Origin of the sequence: Bacillus sp. NPDC060175 (assembly GCF_042728695.1) — a bacterium.
GTDB lineage: Bacteria > Bacillota > Bacilli > Bacillales > Bacillaceae_G > Bacillus_A.
In genome coordinates, this window is the sequence record NZ_JBHWYR010000002.1 from 85,698 (window position 1) to 108,258 (window position 22,561).

19 protein-coding genes are annotated in these 22,561 nt (G+C 39.9%); 2 read left to right on the top strand and 17 right to left on the bottom strand.

Annotated features, from left to right (window positions below):
• Positions 1-165: 165 nt before the first annotated feature.
• The 9 genes from prmC to spo0F all read right to left on the bottom strand — a co-directional run bounded on the left by prmC (position 166) and on the right by spo0F (position 10,146).
• Complete coding sequence (prmC, locus tag ACFWDE_RS01700; RefSeq protein WP_016096484.1) at positions 166-1,017, bottom strand: peptide chain release factor N(5)-glutamine methyltransferase; 852 nt, start codon at positions 1,015-1,017, stop codon at positions 166-168.
• On the bottom strand, positions 1,017-2,084 hold the full coding sequence (gene prfA / locus ACFWDE_RS01705) for a peptide chain release factor 1 (RefSeq protein ID WP_002144724.1): 1,068 nt from the start codon (positions 2,082-2,084) through the stop codon (positions 1,017-1,019). Before prfA ends, prmC begins: the two co-directional genes overlap by 1 nt.
• Positions 2,085-2,683: 599 nt before the next feature.
• Positions 2,684-3,268, bottom strand: a complete 585-nt coding sequence (locus ACFWDE_RS01710) for a thymidine kinase (RefSeq protein ID WP_002016305.1) — start codon at positions 3,266-3,268, stop codon at positions 2,684-2,686.
• Between the two features lie 110 nt (positions 3,269-3,378).
• On the bottom strand, positions 3,379-3,624 hold the full coding sequence (locus tag ACFWDE_RS01715; RefSeq protein ID WP_000643447.1) for a type B 50S ribosomal protein L31: 246 nt from the start codon (positions 3,622-3,624) through the stop codon (positions 3,379-3,381).
• 524 nt (positions 3,625-4,148) lie between these two features.
• Entirely contained in the window at positions 4,149-5,420 is a 1,272-nt protein-coding gene (gene rho / locus ACFWDE_RS01720) for a transcription termination factor Rho (protein ID WP_002016308.1), read from the bottom strand.
• Between the two features lie 504 nt (positions 5,421-5,924).
• Positions 5,925-6,890 carry a class II fructose-bisphosphatase gene (gene glpX / locus ACFWDE_RS01725; protein WP_002113062.1) on the bottom strand — a complete coding sequence of 322 codons (966 nt, stop codon included), beginning with the start codon at positions 6,888-6,890 and terminating at the stop codon, positions 5,925-5,927.
• A gap of 183 nt (positions 6,891-7,073) precedes the next feature.
• Positions 7,074-8,363: a UDP-N-acetylglucosamine 1-carboxyvinyltransferase gene (murA, locus tag ACFWDE_RS01730; RefSeq protein WP_377889607.1), complete on the bottom strand. Its 1,290-nt coding sequence runs from the start codon at positions 8,361-8,363 to the stop codon at positions 7,074-7,076.
• A 345-nt stretch (positions 8,364-8,708) separates the two neighbouring features.
• Positions 8,709-9,566, bottom strand: coding sequence for a class II fructose-bisphosphate aldolase (locus ACFWDE_RS01735; protein ID WP_199709261.1), 858 nt, complete (start codon positions 9,564-9,566; stop codon positions 8,709-8,711).
• 211 nt (positions 9,567-9,777) lie between these two features.
• A complete protein-coding gene (gene spo0F / locus ACFWDE_RS01740) occupies positions 9,778-10,146 on the bottom strand; it encodes a sporulation initiation phosphotransferase Spo0F (RefSeq protein ID WP_000398592.1) in 369 nt (122 codons plus the stop codon).
• 203 nt (positions 10,147-10,349) lie between these two features.
• On the opposite strand from spo0F, the gene ACFWDE_RS01745 reads away from it, so the two are divergent.
• Positions 10,350-10,874: a DUF2529 domain-containing protein gene (locus ACFWDE_RS01745; protein ID WP_377889609.1), complete on the top strand. Its 525-nt coding sequence runs from the start codon at positions 10,350-10,352 to the stop codon at positions 10,872-10,874.
• 31 nt (positions 10,875-10,905) lie between these two features.
• Here the strand turns inward: ACFWDE_RS01745 and pyrG are convergent, their stop codons facing one another.
• The 8 genes from pyrG to ACFWDE_RS01785 form a co-directional block, all read right to left on the bottom strand.
• Positions 10,906-12,513, bottom strand: coding sequence for a CTP synthase (gene pyrG / locus ACFWDE_RS01750; protein WP_016106722.1), 1,608 nt, complete (start codon positions 12,511-12,513; stop codon positions 10,906-10,908).
• Positions 12,514-12,770: 257 nt separating this feature from the next.
• Positions 12,771-13,289 (bottom strand): DNA-directed RNA polymerase subunit delta, encoded by a 519-nt coding sequence (rpoE, locus tag ACFWDE_RS01755; protein ID WP_377889612.1) that lies wholly within the window; start codon positions 13,287-13,289, stop codon positions 12,771-12,773.
• A gap of 308 nt (positions 13,290-13,597) precedes the next feature.
• Positions 13,598-14,227, bottom strand: a complete 630-nt coding sequence (locus ACFWDE_RS01760) for a TetR/AcrR family transcriptional regulator (protein WP_000238598.1) — start codon at positions 14,225-14,227, stop codon at positions 13,598-13,600.
• A 64-nt stretch (positions 14,228-14,291) separates the two neighbouring features.
• Complete coding sequence (gene acdA / locus ACFWDE_RS01765; RefSeq protein ID WP_002144714.1) at positions 14,292-15,431, bottom strand: acyl-CoA dehydrogenase AcdA; 1,140 nt, start codon at positions 15,429-15,431, stop codon at positions 14,292-14,294.
• A gap of 22 nt (positions 15,432-15,453) precedes the next feature.
• Positions 15,454-16,584, bottom strand: a complete 1,131-nt coding sequence (locus tag ACFWDE_RS01770; protein ID WP_001009066.1) for an acyl-CoA dehydrogenase — start codon at positions 16,582-16,584, stop codon at positions 15,454-15,456.
• A 72-nt stretch (positions 16,585-16,656) separates the two neighbouring features.
• On the bottom strand, positions 16,657-17,508 hold the full coding sequence (locus ACFWDE_RS01775; RefSeq protein WP_002113074.1) for a 3-hydroxybutyryl-CoA dehydrogenase: 852 nt from the start codon (positions 17,506-17,508) through the stop codon (positions 16,657-16,659).
• Positions 17,509-17,564: 56 nt separating this feature from the next.
• On the bottom strand, positions 17,565-18,848 hold the full coding sequence (locus ACFWDE_RS01780; protein ID WP_377889616.1) for an acetyl-CoA C-acetyltransferase: 1,284 nt from the start codon (positions 18,846-18,848) through the stop codon (positions 17,565-17,567).
• Positions 18,849-18,857: 9 nt separating this feature from the next.
• On the bottom strand, positions 18,858-20,969 hold the full coding sequence (locus ACFWDE_RS01785; RefSeq protein ID WP_002144705.1) for a (Fe-S)-binding protein: 2,112 nt from the start codon (positions 20,967-20,969) through the stop codon (positions 18,858-18,860).
• 390 nt (positions 20,970-21,359) lie between these two features.
• On the opposite strand from ACFWDE_RS01785, the gene cls reads away from it, so the two are divergent.
• Positions 21,360-22,553 carry a cardiolipin synthase gene (gene cls / locus ACFWDE_RS01790; RefSeq protein WP_377889618.1) on the top strand — a complete coding sequence of 398 codons (1,194 nt, stop codon included), beginning with the start codon at positions 21,360-21,362 and terminating at the stop codon, positions 22,551-22,553.
• The last annotated feature ends 8 nt before the right edge of the window (positions 22,554-22,561 follow it).

Here is a 22,561-nt window from a genome sequence, read left to right on the forward strand (position 1 = left end):
GACAGGTAACAAAGTGTGTGTCCATTTTTATCTTTATGACAGCAATCTATAGGTAATAAGGTACGTATTTTCGCTGGAATAATACCCCTTACCAAAATTCTAAATAAAATGTATGGCTGAGTAGTTACGAATTTTTCATACAAAAAATAGAGTAAGGCTTATACCTTACTCTATCTCTGCAAATACCATGCGATCTTTTCCATTAATATCAAATACAACTTCAACTTGAGCGCGCGGGAAAGTTTGCTGTAATAATGCTTTCACATCTTCACCTTGCCCTACACCAATTTCAAACGCCACAATCGCCTTTTTCTGTAATACATTCGGCAATTCCTCCATAAAACGACGATAGAAATCTAGTCCATCTTCACCACCAACAAGCGCACGCTTCGGCTCATGCTCCTTCACAACAGTAGAAAGACCACGCCAATCTTCCTCTGGTATGTACGGAGGATTGGAAACAACAACATCTAACTTCTGACCTGTTTCATAAAACGGAGACAGTAAATCGCCGTGATAGAAAGTTACATCCGCCCCTAAAGTTTTTGCATTTTCTTTTGCAACTTCAATCGACTCCTGCGCGATATCTACTGTATACACATGAAGATTTTTATTTTCTAAAGCGAGCGTAATAGAAATCGCTCCACTACCTGTTCCAATATCCGCTATGTGAAGCTCCTCATTACCGAAATGGCGCTCAATTCTCTCTAGCACCCCAACTATAAGTTCCTCTGTTTCCGGTCTTGGTATCAATACCTCTTCATTTACAAAGAATGATCGGCCATAAAACATTTCATAACCGAGCATATATTGGATCGGAATACCTTCTACGTGCTTGTGGATAAATTGTGCAAAACTTTTCTCTTGTTCCGCAGTTATTTCTTCACGCATATTCATGAGCATTCCGGTTCTGTTCGTCTTTAATACATGACAAAGGACAATTTCTCCCGCATTTTCATCTCGTCCATTTTCCTGTAAAAAAGAAGAAGCCCATTTCAGGGCTTCATAGACACGCATTACTCAGCTGCCTCCATCTTTTGAGCCTGATCTTCCATCACTAAGGCATTGATGAAATCATCTAACTTACCTTGTAGGATTTGATCTAGCTTTTGAATCGTTAAACCGATTCGATGGTCTGTAACACGGTTTTGCGGGAAATTATACGTACGAATACGCTCTGAACGATCTCCCGTACCAACAGCTTGTTTACGGTTTTGATCATACTCAGCTTGCGCTTCTTGTCTAAACTTATCATAAACACGTGCGCGTAATACTTTCATCGCTTTTTCTTTATTCTTAATTTGTGATTTCTCATCCTGACAAGATACAACTACACCAGTCGGTAAATGTGTTAAACGTACCGCTGACATCGTTGTATTAACGCTTTGTCCACCAGGGCCACTAGAAGCAAACGTATCAACGCGAACATCTTTTTCATGAATATTAATTTCTACTTCTTCTGCCTCTGGTAATACAGCTACAGTTGCTGTAGATGTATGAATACGTCCACCAGATTCCGTTTCAGGAACACGTTGTACACGGTGAGCACCATTCTCGAATTTCAGCTTAGCGAAAGCACCTTTACCGTTAATCATAAAGATAATCTCTTTATATCCACCTAACTCTGTATAGCTCGCTTCGATAATTTCAGTTTTCCAACCTTGCACCTCAGCATAACGGCTATACATACGATATAAATCACCAGCAAATAAAGCTGCCTCGTCACCACCAGCAGCGCCACGAACCTCAACGATAACGTTTTTATCATCATTAGGGTCTTTTGGAACAAGTAAAACTTTCAGACGCTCTGATAATACTTTTTCTTGACCTTCTAACTCAGAAACCTCTTCTTTTACCATGTCACGCATATCAGCGTCTAACTTATCTTCTAACATTGCTTTTGCATCTCGTAATTGCTCACGAACATCTTTATACTCACGGTACACCTCTACCGTATCCTGAATATCAGATTGCTCTTTTGAATACTCACGAAGCTTATTTGTATCGCTAATAACCTCTGGGTCACTTAACAACTCATTCAACTTCTCATAACGATCTTCTACAGCTTGCAAACGATCTAACACACCATTCACCTCTACATCCTAGTATCTAATACAAATAGTATATGGTACTTAATCAAAAAAACGCAAATTATATTTAAAAGCGCAGGCGGCTCGCTCAGAATGGGAGGAGGTTGGAGCTTCTGACAGAGAGGCGCTCTTTTCCTCGCAGGAAGAAGCGAAACCACCGACCATTCTAGCCGCTGGAGCTAGATAATATTTAAAAGCACAAGCGGCTCGCTCAGAACAGAAGGCATTGGAGCTCCTGACGTAGAGGCGCTCTTTGCCTCGCAGGAAGAAGCGAAACCACCGACCATTCTAGCCGCTGGAGCTAGATAATATTTAAAAGCGCAAGCGGCTCGCTCAGAACAGAAGGCATTGGAGCTCCTGACGTAGAGGCGCTCTTTGCCTCACAGGAAGGCGCGAAATGACCGACTATTCTAGCCGCTGGAGCTAGATAATATTTAAAAGCGCAGGCGGCTTGTCCAGCTTTGACCAGCTAAGGTTCTTTCGCCCTAAAGGTGCTTTTTTCCCTTTCGGACGAGAGGTTCTTAGACACGAAGAGCTTGCCACCAATCTTCATCTATTTTCGAAAAAAACCCGCTCTACATAGCGAGTTTAATTTATCTTTGTTTTGTAGGTACTGCATGACAATGACGACAACGTGGCTCGTACGATTCTGAAGCCCCAACTAAAATAATTGGATCATCAAATGCCGCTGGTTCTCCATCGATTAAACGTTGCGTACGACTTGCAGGAGATCCACATTCAGAACAAACTGCCTGCAATTTAGTTACATGTTCAGCAATCGCCATCAGCTGAGGAACTTGTCCAAATGGTAGACCACGGAAATCTTGGTCTAATCCAGCTACAATGACACGATAGCCACGATTTGCCAATACTTGCACCACTTCCACAATGTCCCCATCAAAAAATTGTACCTCATCGATTGCAATAACATCCATTTCTTCTGTTACATGGTTAAATATATCTTTTGAAGCTGAAACAGGAACTGCTTTAACCTTTAATCCATTATGTGATACAACATCTTCTTCACTATAACGATTATCAATACATGGTTTAAATACAATCGCATGTTGTTTCGCAAATTGCGTACGGCGTATACGGCGTATGAGCTCTTCTGATTTTCCAGAAAACATACTCCCGCAAATCACTTCAATCCAACCATTTTGATTCATTAAGTACATTGAGCTCTCCTTTCATCTACTTTCCTAATCCAAAGTAGGGTAAAGGTTTAATATTTTCGCAAAAAAAACAGACAAGCGAATACATACACTTGCCTGTTTTATGTTCTTTATTACTTAATACCGTATTTCTTATTGAAGCGGTCAACACGTCCGTCTGCAGTAGCAAACTTCTGACGTCCAGTGTAGAATGGGTGAGAATCAGAACTGATCTCAATTTTTAGTAATGGATAAGTGTTACCATCTTCCCACTCAACAGTTTCGCTAGAGCCTTTTGTAGACCCGCTTAAGAATTTGAAGCCAGTGTTCGTGTCCATAAATACAACTTTATTGTAATTTGGATGGATTCCTGCTTTCATTCTTTTCATCTCCTTCCGCCCTGAATCATTTTCGAAACAGAGTTTTTCATCTTCAGCTGCTTACACAACTATATTGATGAAACACATATGATGAAATTATAACAAGGCTAACTCCATTTTGCAACTACCTGTTTTTGTCTTTTTAAAAATTAAAAGCGCAAGCGGCTCGCTCAGAATGGGAGGAGGTTGGAGCTTCTGACAGAGAGGCGCTCTTTGCCTCGTAGGAAGACGCGAAACCACCGACCATTCTAGCCGCTGGAGCTGGAATATACCTAAAAGTGGAACCGACTGCTCAGGCCCGGTGACTAAGGTTCTTAGACGCAAGGGCCTAGGAGGTGGAACTAGATAGCAATTAAAAGCGCAAGCGGCTCGTTCAGAATCCAGGACACTTCAAGCTCTCGACCCAAATATGATTTTCATCTCAAAAAACAAAATTATTTCCATATATTACTCTCTCTAATATTACCTTAAAAACATAAAAAAACTCGCTTACTACGAAATAAGCGAGTCCTAATCTTTTCCCTTTACTTAGTGGTTACATACCTTTTTGAGTCTGCAACAATATTTTGTAAAAATTCTTCATTTGTCTTTGTTTGACGAAGTTTACGTAAGAAGCCTTCAACAAAGTCTGGTGTATCACGCATTGTTTTACGAATACCCCATAGCTTGTCTAAATGTTCTTTCGGAATTAATAGGTCTTCTTTACGCGTACCAGAGCGACGAATATCAATCGCTGGGAAGATACGGCGCTCAGCTAATGAGCGATCTAAGTGAAGTTCCATATTTCCAGTTCCTTTAAACTCCTCGTAAATTACATCATCCATACGAGACCCTGTATCAACAAGCGCTGTTGCTAAAATCGTTAAGCTACCGCCCTCTTCAATATTACGCGCAGCCCCGAAGAAACGCTTCGGTCTATGAAAAGCAGCTGGATCAATACCACCCGATAAGGTTCTACCACTTGGTGGAATAACAAGGTTGTAAGCACGCGCTAAACGGGTAATACTATCCATTAAAATGACAACGTCCCTTTTATGTTCTACAAGACGCATTGCACGCTCTAATACAAGCTCAGCTACTTTAATATGATTCTCTGGCACTTCATCAAAAGTAGAACTTACAACATCACCTTTAACAGAACGTTCAATATCTGTTACTTCCTCTGGACGCTCATCAATTAAAAGTACAATTAATTCTGCTTCCGGATGATTTGTTGTGACACTGTGTGCAATTTCTTTTAACAGACTTGTTTTACCAGCCTTTGGAGGCGCAACAATTAAACCACGTTGTCCAAATCCAACTGGTGCGATTAAATCCATGATGCGTGTCGGTAACTTTTTCGTTTCCGTCTCCAATTTCATTTGGCGATCTGGGTATAACGGTGTTAATGCAGGGAAATGTACACGCTCTTTTGCTGAGTCTGGATCATCTCCATTTACAGCTTCAACTTGTAGCAATCCAAAATAGCGCTCATTTTCTTTCGGAGGTCGTACTTTACCAGAAACCTTATCTCCATTACGTAAATCAAAACGACGAATTTGCGAAGCCGAGATATAAATATCTTCTGAGCTTGGAGAATAATTGATAGGACGTAAGAATCCAAATCCTTCTGATTGAATAATTTCTAATACGCCTTCCATGAAAAAGAAACCTTCTTTTTCTGCTCGAGCTTTTAAGATAGAGAAGATTAGCTCTTTTTTCGTTAACTTGCTGTAATACGAAATCTTAAATTCCTTCGCAAGCTCGTATAACTCTTTTAATTTCATGTTTTCTAATGCTGCAATTGACAAATTCATTCAGACACCACACTTTAACGTTTTTCTCTTTTCACATGGGTAAAGGGGAAAAATACGGAAGGCAAATAAATAATAATGAAAGGCAATAAGTTCAAGTAGGGTAATATTCACTATTGTAACCCTTTTATCTAGTTTTAATCAATACGTTGAAACACAAATACAAGAAGCGAAGACAAGAAAATTTATCTTCGCTTCTTGTATTTCTTTCTTTTTTCTACTCGCCTGATTTTAAGGCAGAATAGATAAGGCATTTCTGCTTTTATTTAATCCAGTTCCAGCGGCTAGAATCTCCGGTCATTTCACCCCTTCCCGCGAGGCAAAGAGCGCCTCTACGTCAGGAGTTTGAAGTGTCCTGCGATTCTGAACGAGCCGCTTGCACTTTTTATTTAATCCAGCTTCAGCAGCTAGAATCTCCGGTGGCTTCGCGTCTTCCTACGAGGCAAAAAGCGCCTCTACGTCAGAAGCTCCATCCTCCTGCGATTCTGAACGAGCTGCTTCCACTTTTTATTTAATAACCAAATTCGGTTTTTTATTTAAGCTATGACGGCCGTCTACGAAGCGTACTGTGCCTGATTTTGCACGCATAACAAGGGATTGTGTTGTTCCGACGCTACCTTTAAATTGAACGCCTCGTAATAGTTCTCCGTCTGTTACACCTGTTGCTGCAAAGATTGCATCGTCACCTTTTACTAAGTCTTCCATACGAAGGATACGATTGATATCTTCAATACCCATTTTTTTGCAACGCGCTAATTCAGCTTCGTTTTGAGGTAAGAGCTTCCCGTGAATTTCTCCACCTAAGCATTTTAATGCGACCGCAGCTAATACACCTTCAGGTGCTCCACCAGAACCGAATAGAATATCTACCCCGGTACGGTCAAATGCTGTATTGATTGCTCCAGCTACATCTCCATCGTTAATTAATTTAATACGAGCACCAGCTTTACGAATTTCTTCGATAATTGCTTGATGACGTGGACGGTTTAAAACTGTCGCTACAACATCTTCGATATCTTTATTTTTCGCTTTCGCAACTGCACGTAAGTTGTCGATAATAGGTGCGTCAATATCAACTGCACCAACCGCTTCTGGACCAACCGCTATTTTATCCATGTACATGTCAGGAGCATGTAACAAATTGCCGTGATCTGCAATTGCAATAACAGCAAGCGCGTTCCAGCCGCCAGCCGCTACGATATTGGTCCCTTCTAAAGGATCAACTGCAACGTCTACGCGTGGTCCATATCCTGTACCCAATTTCTCTCCGATATATAGCATTGGCGCTTCATCCATTTCACCTTCGCCAATTACAACTGTACCTTTCATCGGAATTGTATCAAATACATCACGCATAGCAGATGTTGCTGCACCATCTGCCTCATCTTTTTTTCCGAGCCCCATCCAACGCGCTGATGATAATGCTGCAGCCTCTGTTACACGTACTAACTCCATAGATAAACTTCTTTCCACGATAATCCCTCTCCTTTAAGTCTTTATATTTCTGCCGTATTTTGTGAACCGTGTTTTTCTATAAAGTGTACTTCCGTTAGTAGTGATTCTTCGCTCCCCATTAACGGAAGTATCACCACCTTATCCCGATTGGTGAGGGCTAATAATCGGCATGGGATATCCCATACTGATTAAAGTTTCACTTTATGCATTCTTCATTTCTTCAATTTCTTGCTTTGTCATTTGTTCTCGCCAAATGTTTGCACCAAGCCCTTTAAGCTTGTCTACTATATTTTCGTAACCGCGATCAATATGCTCAAGTCCCGTTACTTCCGTAATACCATCTGCCATTAAACCCGCAATAATAAGGGACGCACCAGCTCGTAAGTCACTCGCTTTCACCTTCGCACCTTGCAATAAAACAGGTCCAGTCACAATTGCTGAACGGCCTTCTACTTTAATTTGCGCGTTCATACGGCGCAATTCATCAATATGCTTGAAACGTGCGCTGTAAATTGTATCAGTTACAACTCCTGTTCCATGCGCTTTTGTTAAAAGCGTTGTAAACGGCTGTTGTAAATCTGTTGGAAACCCTGGATATACAAGCGTTTTTACATCAACTACTTTTAACTTTCTATTGCCGTTCACTGTAATTTGGTCATCGTTCGTTTCAACTTGAACACCAGCTTCTCTTAGCTTCGCAGTAACGGATTCTAAATGCTGAGGAATAACATTATCAACTGTTACTTCTCCTCCTGACGCTGCTCCTAAAATCATATACGTACCAGCTTCAATGCGATCTGGAATGATAGTGTGGTGACAACCATGTAAAGAATCCACACCATCAATTCGGATTACGTCTGTACCAGCACCTTTAATACGTGCTCCCATACTTGTTAACAATGTAGCTACATCAATAATCTCTGGTTCTTTCGCTGCATTTTCAATAACAGTTCTACCTTTCGCTCGTACAGCCGCTAGCATAATATTAATCGTAGCTCCTACACTAACAACATCTAAATAAATACGTGCCCCGCGTAGTTCATCTGCTCTTAAATAAATGGCACCTTGTTCATTTGTAACATGTGCCCCTAACGCTTCAAACCCTTTAATATGCTGATCAATCGGTCGTGGCCCTAAATGACATCCACCTGGAAGCCCAATAACAGCTTTTTTAAAACGGCCAAGCATTGCACCCATTAAATAATAAGAGGCGCGCAATTTTTTCACTTTTCCATTCGGTAAAGGCATCGCAACCATGTTAGAAGGATCGACTACCATCTCTTCTTCCTGCCCATAAGTTACTTTCCCTCCAATTTCCTCTAGTAAGTCTCCTAACATTTTCACATCCGAAATATTAGGAACGCCACCGATAGTTACTGGAGTATCTGCTAAAATTGTCGCTGGAATTAGTGCAACAGCACTGTTCTTTGCACCACTCACGCGAATCGTTCCATTTAAAGCTCTTCCGCCTTCAATTAGCAACTTTTCCATATTGAGCTCCCTTCTTGTGAATGTATTTATCTTCTACTTCTTTATAAGAAGTAGAAGATTCCCCCTTAAGAATCTCAATCACTCTTTCCATCCAAACTCAATAAGTAGAAAACCATCACCTGTAGCTCCCCTGCTGTACAAATAGATGAAGATTAACTATTCATCGAATCAAATTCCTCAATTCAGATACTTACCACATTTATTAATAGGACTATGCACATTATTTTCTATATTCGCAAACAAAAAATTTACTTTATAAAATCTTTAGACTTGTTCGCGCTTTCATTATACAACGAAAGGAAACCGTCTAAAAGACTAGACGGTTTCCAAAACGGAATTTTATTCTTACGCTTTACCGTTAGAACCGAACTCACGCATTTTACCAGCAACAGTTGCTTTGATAGCGTCGCGGCCAGGTCCAATATATTTACGAGGATCGTAAACTTCTTGGTCTTTGTTTAATGCTTCACGAACAGCTTTTGTAAACTCAATTTGGTTCTCAGTGTTTACGTTAATTTTTGAAGTACCTAGAGAAATAGCTTTTACGATATCAGCAGTTGGGATACCAGTACCACCGTGTAATACTAAAGGTACGCCAGTGAAGTCACGAACTTGTTCCATTTCAGCGAATCCTAAGTTAGGCTCACCTTTGTAAGGACCGTGTACAGAACCTAAAGCTGGAGCTAGGCAATCGATACCTGTTGCTTCAACAAGGTGCTTACACTCTGCTGGATCAGCGTAAATCACGCCTTCAGCGATGATGTCGTCTTCTTGTCCGCCAACTGTTCCAAGCTCAGCTTCAACAGATACGTTACGAGCGTGTGCGTATTCTACCACTTTTTTAGTAGTTTCAACGTTTTCTTCGAATGGGTGGTGAGAAGCGTCGATCATTACAGATGTGAAACCTGCATCGATTGCTTCTTTACACTTTTCAAAGCTTGAACCATGGTCAAGGTGAATCGCTACAGGAACAGAAATGTTCATTTCTTCGATTAAAGCTTTAACCATAGCTACAACTGTTTTGAAACCAGTCATATGACGAGCTGCACCCTCAGATACACCTAAGATTACAGGAGATTTTTCTTCTTCCGCAGCAGCTAAGATAGCTTGAGTCCACTCTAAGTTGTTCATGTTGAATTGACCAACTGCGTATTTTCCTTCTAGTGCTGTGTTTAGCATTTCTTTCATAGAAACTAAAGGCATGGTGAATCCTCCTAAAAAACGTTTTTTGTATCCGATAAATTCTTATCGCTGGTAGTATGACCAGAATAAGGTAAAATATGTATATTTACATACCGGACTTCTTTCTACACTCAATAGGATAACAACTTGTACTCAAAAACTCAACTGTATTCACCTGCTCAATAGTCCATGTAAACGCTTTTTTCCATATTTTTTATAAAAAATTCATTTTTTACGCCTCTACAGCAAGCTGATCTCTCACTGCTTGACGAATCTCATCAATATCAAACGGTTTAGCAAAGTGCATTAAAGCTCCTAAATCTTTCGCTTCTTGAATCATATCCAATTCTCCATAAGCAGTCATTAAAATCACTTTAATACTCTCATCAATTTCTTTTACATGTTTTAAAATCTCTATACCATCCATACCTGGGATTTTCATATCTAACACTACTAAATCTGGATTATCTTTTTTCACGATATCTAAAGCTTGAAATCCATTCGCTGCTTGGAACGTCTGATAACCTTCTTTTTGGAACACTTCATGCAATAAAACACGAATGCCATATTGATCATCAACGATTAAAATTTTTCCTTCCATAACTCCCAACCTTTCTGTGTAAGTACAAGATTTAAAGCTTCTTATATCTTACTCGGTTTATTTTCGCTACTCTTTGCCAAATCCCTTCCTATTCTTTCTTATTTTACCGTTTCCTATTTTGTTATGCCACCCTACTATTTCCCCTTTCCAAAAAAAATAAGCTATAATGAGAACCAGCTAACACGAAAGAAAGGAGCAACAACATGTTAAAAATTTTCTCAACTCAATTAAGTGGATATTTCTCCAGAATTTCTCAAAAAGAGGAAATGAATATAGAAGATAGCGCTCGTCTACTTGCCCAGGCGTTAGTTGGCGATGGCTTCATTTACTTGCATGGTACAAACGAAATGGAGGGTATTGTTTCAGAAGCATTATTTGGCGCCGAACCAATGAAACAAGCAAAATGTTTAATAGACAACGGTGAACTGGCGGCAGTGACTTCTGCGGACCGCGTACTTCTTATTAGTCGTTTTTCGACAGATGAAGAAATTATAAAAACCGCGAAAAAACTTCATGAAGAAGGCCAATCTATCGTTGGAATCTCGGCTATTCAAGAAGGTGCTGAATCACTGGAACAATATACAGATGTACATATTGATACAAAGCTGTTAAAAGGTCTTATTCCAGATGATGAAGGTAACCGCTACGGGTTCCCAAGTTTAATTATAGCTTTATTTGCTTATCACGGATTGAAATTTACAATTGATGAAATGTTAAACGAATATTAAAAAAAGCGCCCTATTTCAGGCGCTTTTTTTATTACTTGCTCTCTTTATTCGTAATAGAAGCACTTACGAAATCATGGAACAATGGTTGCGGACGGTTTGGACGAGATACAAGTTCCGGATGGAACTGTGCTGCCACGAACCAAGGGTGATCTTGTAATTCAATAATTTCCACTAGACGACCGTCTGGGCTTGTACCAGAGAATACAAATCCTTCTTTTTCCATATCTGGACGGAATTGATTGTTGAACTCATAACGATGACGATGACGCTCATATATAACCGGCTCGTTGTAAGCATTGTAAGCATTTGTTTCTTCAGCAAGCTTACATGGGTATAGACCAAGGCGAAGTGTACCACCTAAATCTTCTACATCTTTTTGTTCTGGTAATAAATCGATAATTGCATAAGGTGTGTCAGGATTAATTTCAGAAGAGTTAGCTCCTTCTAATCCTAATACGTTACGTGCAAATTCGATTGATGCAAGTTGCATACCTAAGCAAATTCCTAAGAATGGTACTTTGTTTTCACGAGCATATTGAATTGCAACGATTTTACCTTCTACACCACGATCGCCGAAGCCACCTGGTACAAGGATACCATCTGTGTCGCCAACTAATTCTTTTACGTTCTCTGCTGTTACGTGCTCAGCGTTTACCCATTTCACTTCTACATCTGTGTCGAATGAATAACCTGCATGACGAAGTGCTTCTACAACAGAAATATATGCATCTTGAAGCTCTACGTATTTACCAACAAGAGCGATTTTTGTTTTCTTAGAAAGGTTACGTACTTTATTAACTAGCGCAGTCCAATCTGTCATATCTGCAGCAGGATTGTCTAATTTTAAGTGATCGCAAACGATTTGGTCCATGTTTTGTTCTTGAAGAGCTAATGGAACCGCATATAAAGTATCTGCATCTCGTGCTTCGATAACTGCTTTTGTATCGATGTCACAGAATAATGCAAGCTTGTCTTTCATGTCCTGAGAAACAGGTAGTTCTGTACGAACAACGATAATATTCGGCTGAATACCTAAGCTGCGAAGCTCTTTAACGCTATGTTGCGTTGGTTTTGTTTTCATTTCACCCGCTGCTTTTAAGTACGGGATTAACGTACAGTGAATGTACATTACATTGTCACGACCGATGTCGCTCTTAATTTGACGAATTGCTTCTAAGAATGGTAGAGACTCAATATCACCAACAGTTCCACCGATTTCTGTAATAACAACGTCGGCGTTTGTTTCGCGACCAGAACGATATACACGTTCTTTAATTTCGTTAGTAATGTGAGGAATAACTTGAACTGTTCCTCCTAAATATTCACCACGACGCTCTTTTTGAAGAACTGAAGAGTAAATTTTACCTGTTGTTACGTTGCTGTATTTATTTAAGTTGATGTCGATAAAACGCTCATAGTGACCTAGGTCTAAGTCCGTTTCTGCACCATCATCTGTTACGAATACCTCACCGTGTTGGTATGGGCTCATAGTCCCTGGGTCTACGTTAATGTATGGATCAAACTTTTGAATAGTTACGTTTAAACCACGATTTTTTAAAAGTCTTCCAAGAGATGCTGCTGTAATACCTTTACCTAAAGACGATACTACACCGCCTGTTACAAAAATATACTTAGTCATGAAAATACTCCCTTCTACTTCGTTGTTATATAATCACCGTTGCAAAGCGCAACGTATGTAGATAACACTGTATCTATCTTATTGTTAGGCTCTTTTTATTTTCTAAACAAAAAACAAAAAAGAAAATTGCTCCCCTCATCACATAAAGTAATAAGTAGGGAGCAATTTTCTTTTATATTTACACTTTAAAAGTATTATCGTCTTTTTTTAAAGAGCCCAAAAATGATTCTACATGGACGATAATGAAAAGTCAAGAACTACCGCTCTTCCTCTTCTTCTTCTTCAGTTTCATCGTACTCAAGTTCTTCTTCTTCGAAGTCTTCATTATCTTCTTCTACATCATCAAGATCATCATCTTCATCATCTGCGTCTTCGTCTTCAAGAACCTTGTCCAAATCTTCTACATCGTCTTCTACATCGTCTTCTACATCATCTTCTTCAATGTAGTCGTCAAAACCGTCCTCTTCAACTTTACGTTTCTTCTTCGGTTTTGGCTGAGGCAGAATTTCTTCATCAATTTGCTCATATGGGTACCAGCTACGTAGCCCCCAACGATTTTCGCCTAAATTAATGAAACGTCCATCGATGTTTAAATCTGTATAAAATTGTGCGAGTTTCGCATTAACTTGTTCTTGAGATAGTCCCAGCACTTGAGCGATTTCTTGAACCAACTCGTTGAATGTCGTTGCTTGTCTTTTATCCCCTAAAACGCTATGTACAACTTCAATCATTGAACATTCTTTTAGCTCTTCTGGTGAATATTGCTTAAAATTCACTTATGCGGCACTTCCTTTCTTCAAATATAACCTTATATACAACGGTCTGCCTAAAAAAATCCATACTATTCATTATAAACAAAAGTCGCACAAATATGCTACAAAAAAAACGGGAAACTTTTATCCCTCTATTTGCGGGCAGTAAAACTCCCACATCAAAATTCGGCTGGAGCAAAGAAGTTAGGTGGGAGCCCTGCTGCCCGTAAACGCCCGATTGGTGAAGGCTAATAATCAGTGGGGGATGAACAAAACCCCCACTGATTAAAGTTTCACTTTATATGGTAATAAAATTATAATTTGTCTATTCCTTATTTCGGAAACATATGCGCGCCTTGCAGTACATACCTAATTTGCATTTCAGTATATTCTTCGAGCGTATACAGTTTTTGCAGGGCCCAACGTCTAAATCCCCACATTTGTCCTTGTATGAAAATATTATGTGCAAGAAGCTGTATTTCCTTTTTATTTAGTGTAAATGTCCCATTTTCCGTACACTGCTCTAAAATATTCTCAAACATCCCAACCATTTGAAACTCTTTTTCTAATACATATGGGAGTGATTCTTTCGGTAAAAAACGTACCTCTTGATACATAATTAATACTTCTTCTTGCAATTCATCCATCACTTTAAAATAATTCGTTATCGCTATCTTTAAGCTTTCTATACTCCCCTTCTCTGTACACACTACTTCCTCTAACCGCTCTTTTACATGTTCATAAATACTATCACAAACTAAATATAATACATCATCTTTTGTGCGAATGTATTCATAAAGTGTTCCGATACTAAATCCAGCCGCTTTCGCAATTTCTCTCGTTGTTGTACGCGGGAATCCTTTTTGCTTAAACAGCTGCACCGCACCTTTAATCATTTGTTCACGCCTTAACGCAACTAATTTTTCATCTTTCACTGACGCATGTACATTATGTTTAACCATCCCTTCACCTCTCTCTATTATTTTTGGAAGTAAAAAGCGTAGGAAAATACCTACGCTTTCGTTCCTACTTCGTTAACATACGAGAAATTACAAGCCTTTGAATCTCTTGTGTTCCCTCATATATTTGTGTAATCTTTGCATCGCGCATATAACGCTCTACTGGATAATCTTTCGTATAACCATAACCACCAAATACTTGTACTGCTTCAGTCGTTACCTTCATCGCTGTATCACCTGCAAATACTTTTGACATCGCTGACTCTTTCCCGTACGGAAGCCCTTCAGATTCAAGCCAAGCCGCTTGATATGTTAAAAGACGCGCTGCCTCTACATCCGTTGCCATATCTGCAAGTTTAAAGCCAATTCCTTGTTGCGCCGCAATTGGCTTCCCAAACTGATGACGTTCTCTTGCATATTCTACAGAAGCATCTAAAGCGGATTGTGCAATCCCGACCGCTTGCGCCGCAATGCCATTACGGCCGCCATCTAACGTTTGCATCGCAACTTTAAATCCTTGGCCCTCTTCCCCTAGCAGATTCCTTGCAGGAATACGGCAGTCTTCAAACATAATTTCAGTCGTTGGCGAAGAGCGAATTCCTAGCTTACTTTCCTTCTTCCCAACTGAAAACCCTAGCGTATCACTCTCCACAATAAATGCACTCGTGCCGCGCTGCTTCGAATCAGAATCTGTTAATGCAAAAACAACATAAATATCAGCAATGCCGCCATTTGTAATAAAGATTTTCGAACCATTTAAAATGTAATGGTCTCCATCTCGCTTTGCAGTCGTCCTCATTCCGCCAGCATCTGATCCAGAGCTTGGTTCTGTTAAGCCATATGCACCAATTTTCTTCCCTTCAGCCATTGGGCGCAAAAACTTTTGTTTTTGCTCTTCCGTTCCAAATTTAAAAATCGGCCATCCAGCAAGTGAAGTATGCGCAGACAACGTTACACCTGTAGAAGCACAGACGCGGGATAATTCTTCAACGGCAATTACATACGCCAAGTAATCGCTTCCAATTCCGCCGTATTCTTCAGGCCACGGAATACCGGTCAAACCAAGCTCTGCCATTTGATCGAATAAAGCGCGATCAAATCGCTCTTCCTCATCACGCTCTGCTGCTGTCGGTGCTACTTCATTCCTTGCAAAATCCCGAACCATTTTCCTTATCATTTCATGTTCTTCTGATAATTTAAAATGCATTCCCGTCTCCCCCTCTGCCTTTTTATAAAGCTCGACTAATTACAAGCTTTTGTATTTCGCTCGTTCCTTCATATATTTGTGTGATCTTCGCATCACGGAAAAATCTTTCTACTGGATAATCTTTCGTATAACCATAACCACCAAATACTTGCACTGCTTCAATCGCAACTTCAACAGCCGTCTTAGAAGCAAATAATTTCGCAATAGAAGCTTCTTTACCGCATGGTAATCCTTGTGCTCTTAGCGATGCCGCTCTGTATACAAGTAATCGCGCTGCTTCTACGCTAGTCGCCATATCTGCAAGTTTGAATCCGATTCCTTGCTGCGCCGCAATTGGCTTTCCGAATTGTTCACGCTCTTTCGCATAATCAATCGCACATGCAAGCGCCGCTTCCGCGATTCCTAATGCCTGCGCTCCGATTCCAATTCGCCCAACATCTAAATTCGCCATTGCCACCTTAAATCCTTGTCCTTCTTCTCCAAGTAAATTCTCAGCCGGCACTTTCATATCTTCAAACGTAAGTTGCACTGTACGCGAACCAAGAAGCCCCATCTTATGCTCATCTTTTCCGATGATTAAGCCTGGTGTATCTTTCTCTACTATAAATGCTGAAATCCCGCTTTTCCCCGCCTCTGGATTTGTAGACGCAAAGACGATATATGTACTTGCTTCACCACCATTTGTAATGAAGACTTTCGATCCATTAATGATGTAGTGATCGCCTTTCTTTACAGCTCTTGATTTCAAACTACCTGCATCTGATCCTGCATTCGGTTCTGTTAGAGCAAATGCACCTAAATATTCACCAGTCGCCAGTTTAGAAACATACTTCTGCTTCTGTTCTTCTGTTCCAAAATACAAAATCGGATTCATTCCAACTGACGTATGTACAGCTAAAATTACACCAACCGTTGCGCTTACCTTTGAAATTTCTTCAATCGCTAGAATATAAGAAATAAAATCCATTTCTGCCCCGCCATATTTTGCAGGCGCTGGAATACCCATTAGTCCAAGCTCACCCATCTTTTGCAAAATCTCTTTTGGGAACACCCCTTGTTCCATACTAGGAACAAAGGGAGCTATTTCCTTCTGCGCAAAATCTCGAACCATTTTCCTCATCATTTGTTGCTCTTCAGTAAAATGAAAATTCATGTACTTCGCCTCCGTTTGCTATATATCTTTTTAATAATTTGGTAAGACCACTACTTTAATAAAGGGAGGAATTTATTCGTAAACGTAGAAACCACGACCCGTTTTACGTCCTAACCATCCTGCATTCACATACTTACGTAATAATGGACATGGGCGATATTTACTATCTCCTAATCCTTCATGCAACACTTCCATAATGTATAAACACGTATCTAAACCGATAAAATCAGCTAATGTAAGTGGTCCCATCGGATGATTCATACCGAGTTTCATTACTTCATCAATCGCTTCTTTCGTCGCTACACCTTCATATAACGTATAGATTGCTTCGTTAATCATCGGTAATAAAATACGGTTCGATACAAACCCTGGGAAATCATTTACTTCAACTGGCACTTTCCCGATTTTTTTCGTAATATCCTCAATCGTTTCGTACACTGCATCATCTGTAGCTAAACCACGAATAATTTCAACGAGTTTCATAACTGGAACTGGATTCATAAAGTGCATGCCGATTACTTTCTCAGGACGTTTCGTTACCGCCGCAATTTCCGTAATTGGTAACGATGACGTATTCGTCGCTAAAATTGCGTGTTCTGGAGCGATTTCATCTAGATTCGCAAAAATTTTCTTTTTAATATCCATTTTTTCAACAGCTGCTTCAATAATAAGATCAGCTTCTTTGACACTATTTAAATCGAGCGTCCATGTAAGACGATTTAAAGTCGCTTCTTTCTCTTCTTCCTTCATACGGCCTTTTTCTACTTGGCGGGCTAAATTTTTCGAAATAACAGCTAACCCTCTATCTAATTGCTCTTGCTTTAAATCTTGCACTTTCACATCATAGCCTGCCATTGCACACACTTGTGCGATACCTGAACCCATTTGCCCTGCACCAATTACAACTATTTTTTGTACACCCATTCTTTCTTCCCCCTTAATATAAGTTGTTAATAAACCAAAAATTTCCTGAACGTAAATTAATGAACCTCAATCATCACTGCATCACCTTGACCGCCACCGCTACAAATAGAAGCAATTCCAATTCCGCCGCCGCGCTGCTTCAGTGCATGGATAAGTGTAACGATAATACGTGCTCCGCTCGCTCCAATTGGATGCCCCATTGCTACAGCACCGCCATTTACATTCAATTTTTCCGGATCGATCCCTGCGATTTCTGTACTTGCAATTGCTACTGCCGCAAATGCCTCATTGATTTCAAATAGATCTATGTCTTCAATTGTCTTACCTGTCTTTTTCAGCAATTCATTAATTGCATAACCTGGCGTTCTTGGGAAATCCTTCGATTCTACCGCAATCGCCGTATGTGCCAAAATTGTCGCTAATGGCTTTCTTCCTTCTTGCTTCGCTCTGTCCTCGCTCATTAATACAAGCGCAGCACCGCCATCATTTAGTCCAGGGGCATTACCAGCTGTTACTGCCGACGTCTTATCAAAAACAGGCTTTAATTTCGCTAATTTTTCAACCGTTGTATCCGCGCGCGGCGCCTCATCCTTAGCCACGACGATAGGATCGCCTTTTCTTTGCTGAATTGTTACTGGTACAATCTCCTCTTCAAAACGACCTTCCTTATGTGCCGAAACCGCACGTTGATGGCTACGATATGCCCATTCATCTTGTGCTTCGCGGGAGATCCCATCCTCTTTTGCAACTTCTCCGCCATAAACACCCATGTGTATACCTGAAAATGCGCATGTTAAACCGTCTGCAACGTTTAAATCGATAACTTCGTTGTTACCCATTCTGTATCCCCATCTTGCCCCTCGTAAAATGTAAGGGCTGTTACTCATCGATTCCATTCCACCAGCTACAATCAGTGATTGATCACCAGTACGAATAATTTGATCCGCTAATGTAACTGCGCGAAGTCCTGATGCACAAACTTTATTTACTGTTTCTGTCTGCACTTCCCAAGGAATGCCGGCCGCTCTTGCTGCTTGGCGTGATGGAATTTGTCCTTGTCCTCCTTGGATAACCGTTCCGAATATAACTTCTTCAACATCACTAGCGGAAACATTCGCTCTTTCAAGCGCTGCCTTAATTGCAATTCCTCCAAGTTCTGTTGCTTTCACGTCTTTTAAAGTTCCTCCAAATTTTCCAACCGGTGTTCTTGCAGCACTTAAAATAACTGTTTTATTCATATTTCTTTCCCCCATTTCTTTTTTTAGCACCGAGCGCTCGCTCGGTATCCTTACACTTAGAAGAGGTGCAATTATTGCACCTCTTTCTAAAATTGGATGCATGCCTACAAACTACATTGCTTCTTTCTTCTGTCCGATAACTGAGCGTTCTAAAATCTCCGTTACGTCCAAAGTTTGAACTGTTTCTTCAACTTCTTTCGCTTTCGTACCGTCACTAATCATCGTTAAGCAATACGGGCATCCTGTACCGATAATTGATGGCTGTACAGCTAGCGCTTGTTCTGTACGAGCAACGTTAATACGAGAACCTGTCGTTTCTTCCATCCACATTAGGCCGCCACCCGCACCACAGCACATTCCTGTTTCACGGTTACGCGCCATTTCTACAAGGTTTACACCTGGAATTGCTTTTAGAATATCGCGCGGCGCTTCATATACTTCGTTGTATCTTCCTAAGTAACAGGAATCATGGTACGTAACTGTCTCTTCAATAGAATGGACAGGTTTTAAACGTCCTTCCTTCACCCACTGGGCTAGTAATTCTGTATGATGATAGACTTCTGCTTGTAAGCCAAAGTCCGGGTACTCATTTTTAAAAGTGTTATAAGCATGAGGGTCAATCGTAACGATTTTCTTCACTCCTGCTTTTTCAAATTCTTCAATATTTTTAGTCGCCATTTCCTGGAATACAAATTCATTTCCAAGGCGGCGCGGTGTATCACCAGAGTTCTTTTCCTTATTACCAAGAATTGCGAATGAAATGCCTGCTTCGTTCATTAGCTTCGCAAATGATATCGCAATCTTCTGACTCCTGTTATCGTACGACCCCATTGATCCAACCCAGAATAAGTATTCAAACTCTTCGCCAGCTTTTGATTTCTCCTTTACAGTTGGAACTGTTACTTCATCGTCACCTTGGCGCCATGTTTCACGCTCTTTACGGTTCAGTCCCCACGGATTACCTTGACGCTCAATGTTTGTCATTGCACGCTGCGCTTCCGCATCCATTTTTCCTTCTGTTAAAACAAGATAGCGGCGTAAATCAATAATTTTGTCAACATGCTCATTCATAACTGGGCACTGGTCTTCACAGTTACGGCACGTTGTACATGCCCAAATCTCTTCTTCTGTAATAACATCTCCGATTAAACTTGGATCGTACGCTAGCGCTGTAGCCGCTGATTCCTGTTGTCCTTTTCCAGCTGCCATCATCGCTAACTGATTTCCTTGTGTATTATTAAAAGCAACAACTGGAACCCACGGTGCTTTTGATGTTACCGCTGCTCCTTTATCAGTTAAATGATCACGAAGTTTTAAAATTAAATCCATCGGTGATAACATTTTCCCTGTTCCTGTTGCCGGACACATATTTGTACAACGACCACATTCGACGCAAGAATATAAGTCGATAAGTTGATTTTGTCTAAAGTCTTCAATTTTACCAACACCGAATGTTTCTTGAGTTTCATCTTCAAAATCGATTTTTTCAAGTTTTCCTGGATTTGAAAGACGACCAAAAAATACGTTAACTGGTCCAGCAATTAAATGCGCATGTTTTGATTGTGGTACATAAACTAAAAACGTTAACAAGATTAATAGATGCACCCACCAAGAGAAATAGAACACTGAAATGGCTACGGTTTCATTTATCCCTGAGAAAACGTAAGCGATTGCAGAAGCGATTGGTTCACTCCACGAAAGCTCTTCGCCATGCCATATAATTCCCATCCCATTACCAAGTAGCACAGAAATCATTAAGCCACCGATAAAGATAAGGACAAGACCTGATTTAAAATTACGTTTTAAACGAACAAGCTTTTCAACATAGCGTCTATGAAAAGCCCAAAAGACTGCAATTAAAATAACAAGTGTGACAATTTCCTGGAAGAATGTAAATGCAGGATATAGTGGTCCAAGTGGAAGATGTGATCCTGGTGCGAGCCCTTTCCAAACGAAGTCAATTGCTCCAAATTGGACAAGAATAAATCCGTAAAAGAACATAACGTGAATGATGCCGCTCTTTTTATCTTTCAGCAGCTTTTTTTGACCGAAAACATTGACCTTAAGGAGATCCCAACGCTCTTTAAAACGACGGTCAAATTCAATCTTTTTTCCTAATTGTATGTAGGCCATCCTCGTTCGTATAAGATATACAAACAAATATCCCGCATAAGCAATAACAGCAATGGCAGCCAGCCAATTAATGATTAGTAAGCTATTCATTTTATGCTACCCCTCTCTTTGTAAGCCCTCTTCCTTTTTTAGAATCTTCGAAAATATATAATTTTCTGAATTGTATCCCCTATTCCCATTATATAATGAGTGAGCATTCAGTCAACAGTTTTTTGTTATACAACAACACATTTTTTAATAAAGCTGTTCATTTCGGTGAAACTATAAAGTGAAACTTTAATCGGCGGGGAGCTATTCATCCCCACTGATTATTAGCCCACAACAATCGGGCTTTTACGGGCAGCCCGAATCCCAACCAACTTCTTTGCTTTAACCTAATTTTGAGGTGGGAGTCTTACTGCCCGCAAATAGCGGAATAAAGTGAAGTTTTAATTTATAAAAAACTGATGGTGAAAATACCGTGAAGGAGGGAATTTACTTATGTTTTTCTTATCTCTCTTGTTATTAGGCAGCGCTCTCTGGATTACAATCGACCTTTCATACGGGAGAATTGTTCATTTAAAGCGTGTACGTTCTCGTTCTTTCCCTTTACGTCAAAGTGATTTTCGCCTTTATACATACGGAAATGATCTGTACGATGCTCTCTTTGCTGATATAAAACAAGCTAAACACCATGTGCACGTTTTATTTTTCATTGTAAAAAACGATGACATAAGTCGTACGTTTTTAAAGTTACTTATCGATAAAGCACAAGAAGGAATTGAAGTAAGACTTTTACTCGACCGGTTTGGAAGTCATTATTTATCAAAAGAAGCGATTTACTCCCTACAAAAGCATGGTGTCTCTTTTTCATTTTGTCACAAAGTGAAATTTCCTTTTCCTTTCTTTTCTGCAAATCAAAGAAACCATAGAAAAATTACAGTTATTGACGGGAAAATTGGTTATATTGGCGGATTTAACATTGGCGAGGAATATTTAGGGCATAATCAAAGGTTAGGGTTATGGCGAGATTATCATTTACGTCTTACAGGAGAAGGGATACAAGATTTACAAAAACAATTTTTACATGATTGGCTCGACGATACAGACCAAAATTTATTAGATTCATCTCTTTATTTTCCTACGCAACAACCAGGGACCGTCCTACATCGTTTCATCCCTACTGATGGTGCCTATTTGCAAAGTACATTTTTACATTTAATCGAAAGCGCGAAAAAAGAACTCTTTATCGGTACACCATATTTTATTCCTGGAAAAAAAATTATGAATGCATTATTAAAAGCACGAAAACATGGGGTTCAAATAACCATTCTCGTTCCACAAAAGGCTGATCACGCCCTCGTTCGAGAAGCAAAATTCCCATATTGCCGAAAGTTAATACAAGCTGGTTGTAATATTTACGCTTTTCAGCAAGGATTTTTCCACGCAAAAATTATTATAGTAGACGATCATATTTGTGATATCGGAACTGCTAATTTCGATATGAGAAGTTTATATGTTAACCATGAAATCAATTGCCTTTTATACGATAAATATTTCATACAAGAAGTAAAAAGTAAATTCGAGGAAGATTTGGAACGCTCCTCATTACTTTCCTTTGAAGATGTCAGCCCCCTCTCCATTATCGATAGAGGAAAGGAATGGATAGGAACGATACTCGCGTTCTTTTTATAGGGAAATTT

What these genes read in the sequence shown, in the direction of transcription:
- rho (WP_002016308.1), bottom strand. Translation starts at nt 5,420, where the DNA reads ATGAATTTGTCAATTGCAGCATTAGAAAACATGAAATTAAAAGAGTTA.
- prmC (WP_016096484.1), bottom strand. Translation starts at nt 1,017, where the DNA reads ATGCGTGTCTATGAAGCCCTGAAATGGGCTTCTTCTTTTTTACAGGAA.
- cls (WP_377889618.1), top strand. Translation starts at nt 21,360, where the DNA reads ATGTTTTTCTTATCTCTCTTGTTATTAGGCAGCGCTCTCTGGATTACA.
- ACFWDE_RS01770 (WP_001009066.1), bottom strand. Translation starts at nt 16,584, where the DNA reads ATGAATTTTCATTTTACTGAAGAGCAACAAATGATGAGGAAAATGGTT.
- ACFWDE_RS01710 (WP_002016305.1), bottom strand. Translation starts at nt 3,268, where the DNA reads ATGTACTTAATGAATCAAAATGGTTGGATTGAAGTGATTTGCGGGAGT.
- ACFWDE_RS01745 (WP_377889609.1), top strand. Translation starts at nt 10,350, where the DNA reads ATGTTAAAAATTTTCTCAACTCAATTAAGTGGATATTTCTCCAGAATT.
- ACFWDE_RS01735 (WP_199709261.1), bottom strand. Translation starts at nt 9,566, where the DNA reads ATGCCTTTAGTTTCTATGAAAGAAATGCTAAACACAGCACTAGAAGGA.
- ACFWDE_RS01775 (WP_002113074.1), bottom strand. Translation starts at nt 17,508, where the DNA reads ATGGGTGTACAAAAAATAGTTGTAATTGGTGCAGGGCAAATGGGTTCA.
- ACFWDE_RS01780 (WP_377889616.1), bottom strand. Translation starts at nt 18,848, where the DNA reads ATGCATCCAATTTTAGAAAGAGGTGCAATAATTGCACCTCTTCTAAGT.
- ACFWDE_RS01760 (WP_000238598.1), bottom strand. Translation starts at nt 14,227, where the DNA reads ATGGTTAAACATAATGTACATGCGTCAGTGAAAGATGAAAAATTAGTT.
- ACFWDE_RS01715 (WP_000643447.1), bottom strand. Translation starts at nt 3,624, where the DNA reads ATGAAAGCAGGAATCCATCCAAATTACAATAAAGTTGTATTTATGGAC.
- ACFWDE_RS01785 (WP_002144705.1), bottom strand. Translation starts at nt 20,969, where the DNA reads ATGAATAGCTTACTAATCATTAATTGGCTGGCTGCCATTGCTGTTATT.
- murA (WP_377889607.1), bottom strand. Translation starts at nt 8,363, where the DNA reads ATGGAAAAGTTGCTAATTGAAGGCGGAAGAGCTTTAAATGGAACGATT.
- spo0F (WP_000398592.1), bottom strand. Translation starts at nt 10,146, where the DNA reads ATGGAAGGAAAAATTTTAATCGTTGATGATCAATATGGCATTCGTGTT.
- acdA (WP_002144714.1), bottom strand. Translation starts at nt 15,431, where the DNA reads ATGCATTTTAAATTATCAGAAGAACATGAAATGATAAGGAAAATGGTT.
- pyrG (WP_016106722.1), bottom strand. Translation starts at nt 12,513, where the DNA reads ATGACTAAGTATATTTTTGTAACAGGCGGTGTAGTATCGTCTTTAGGT.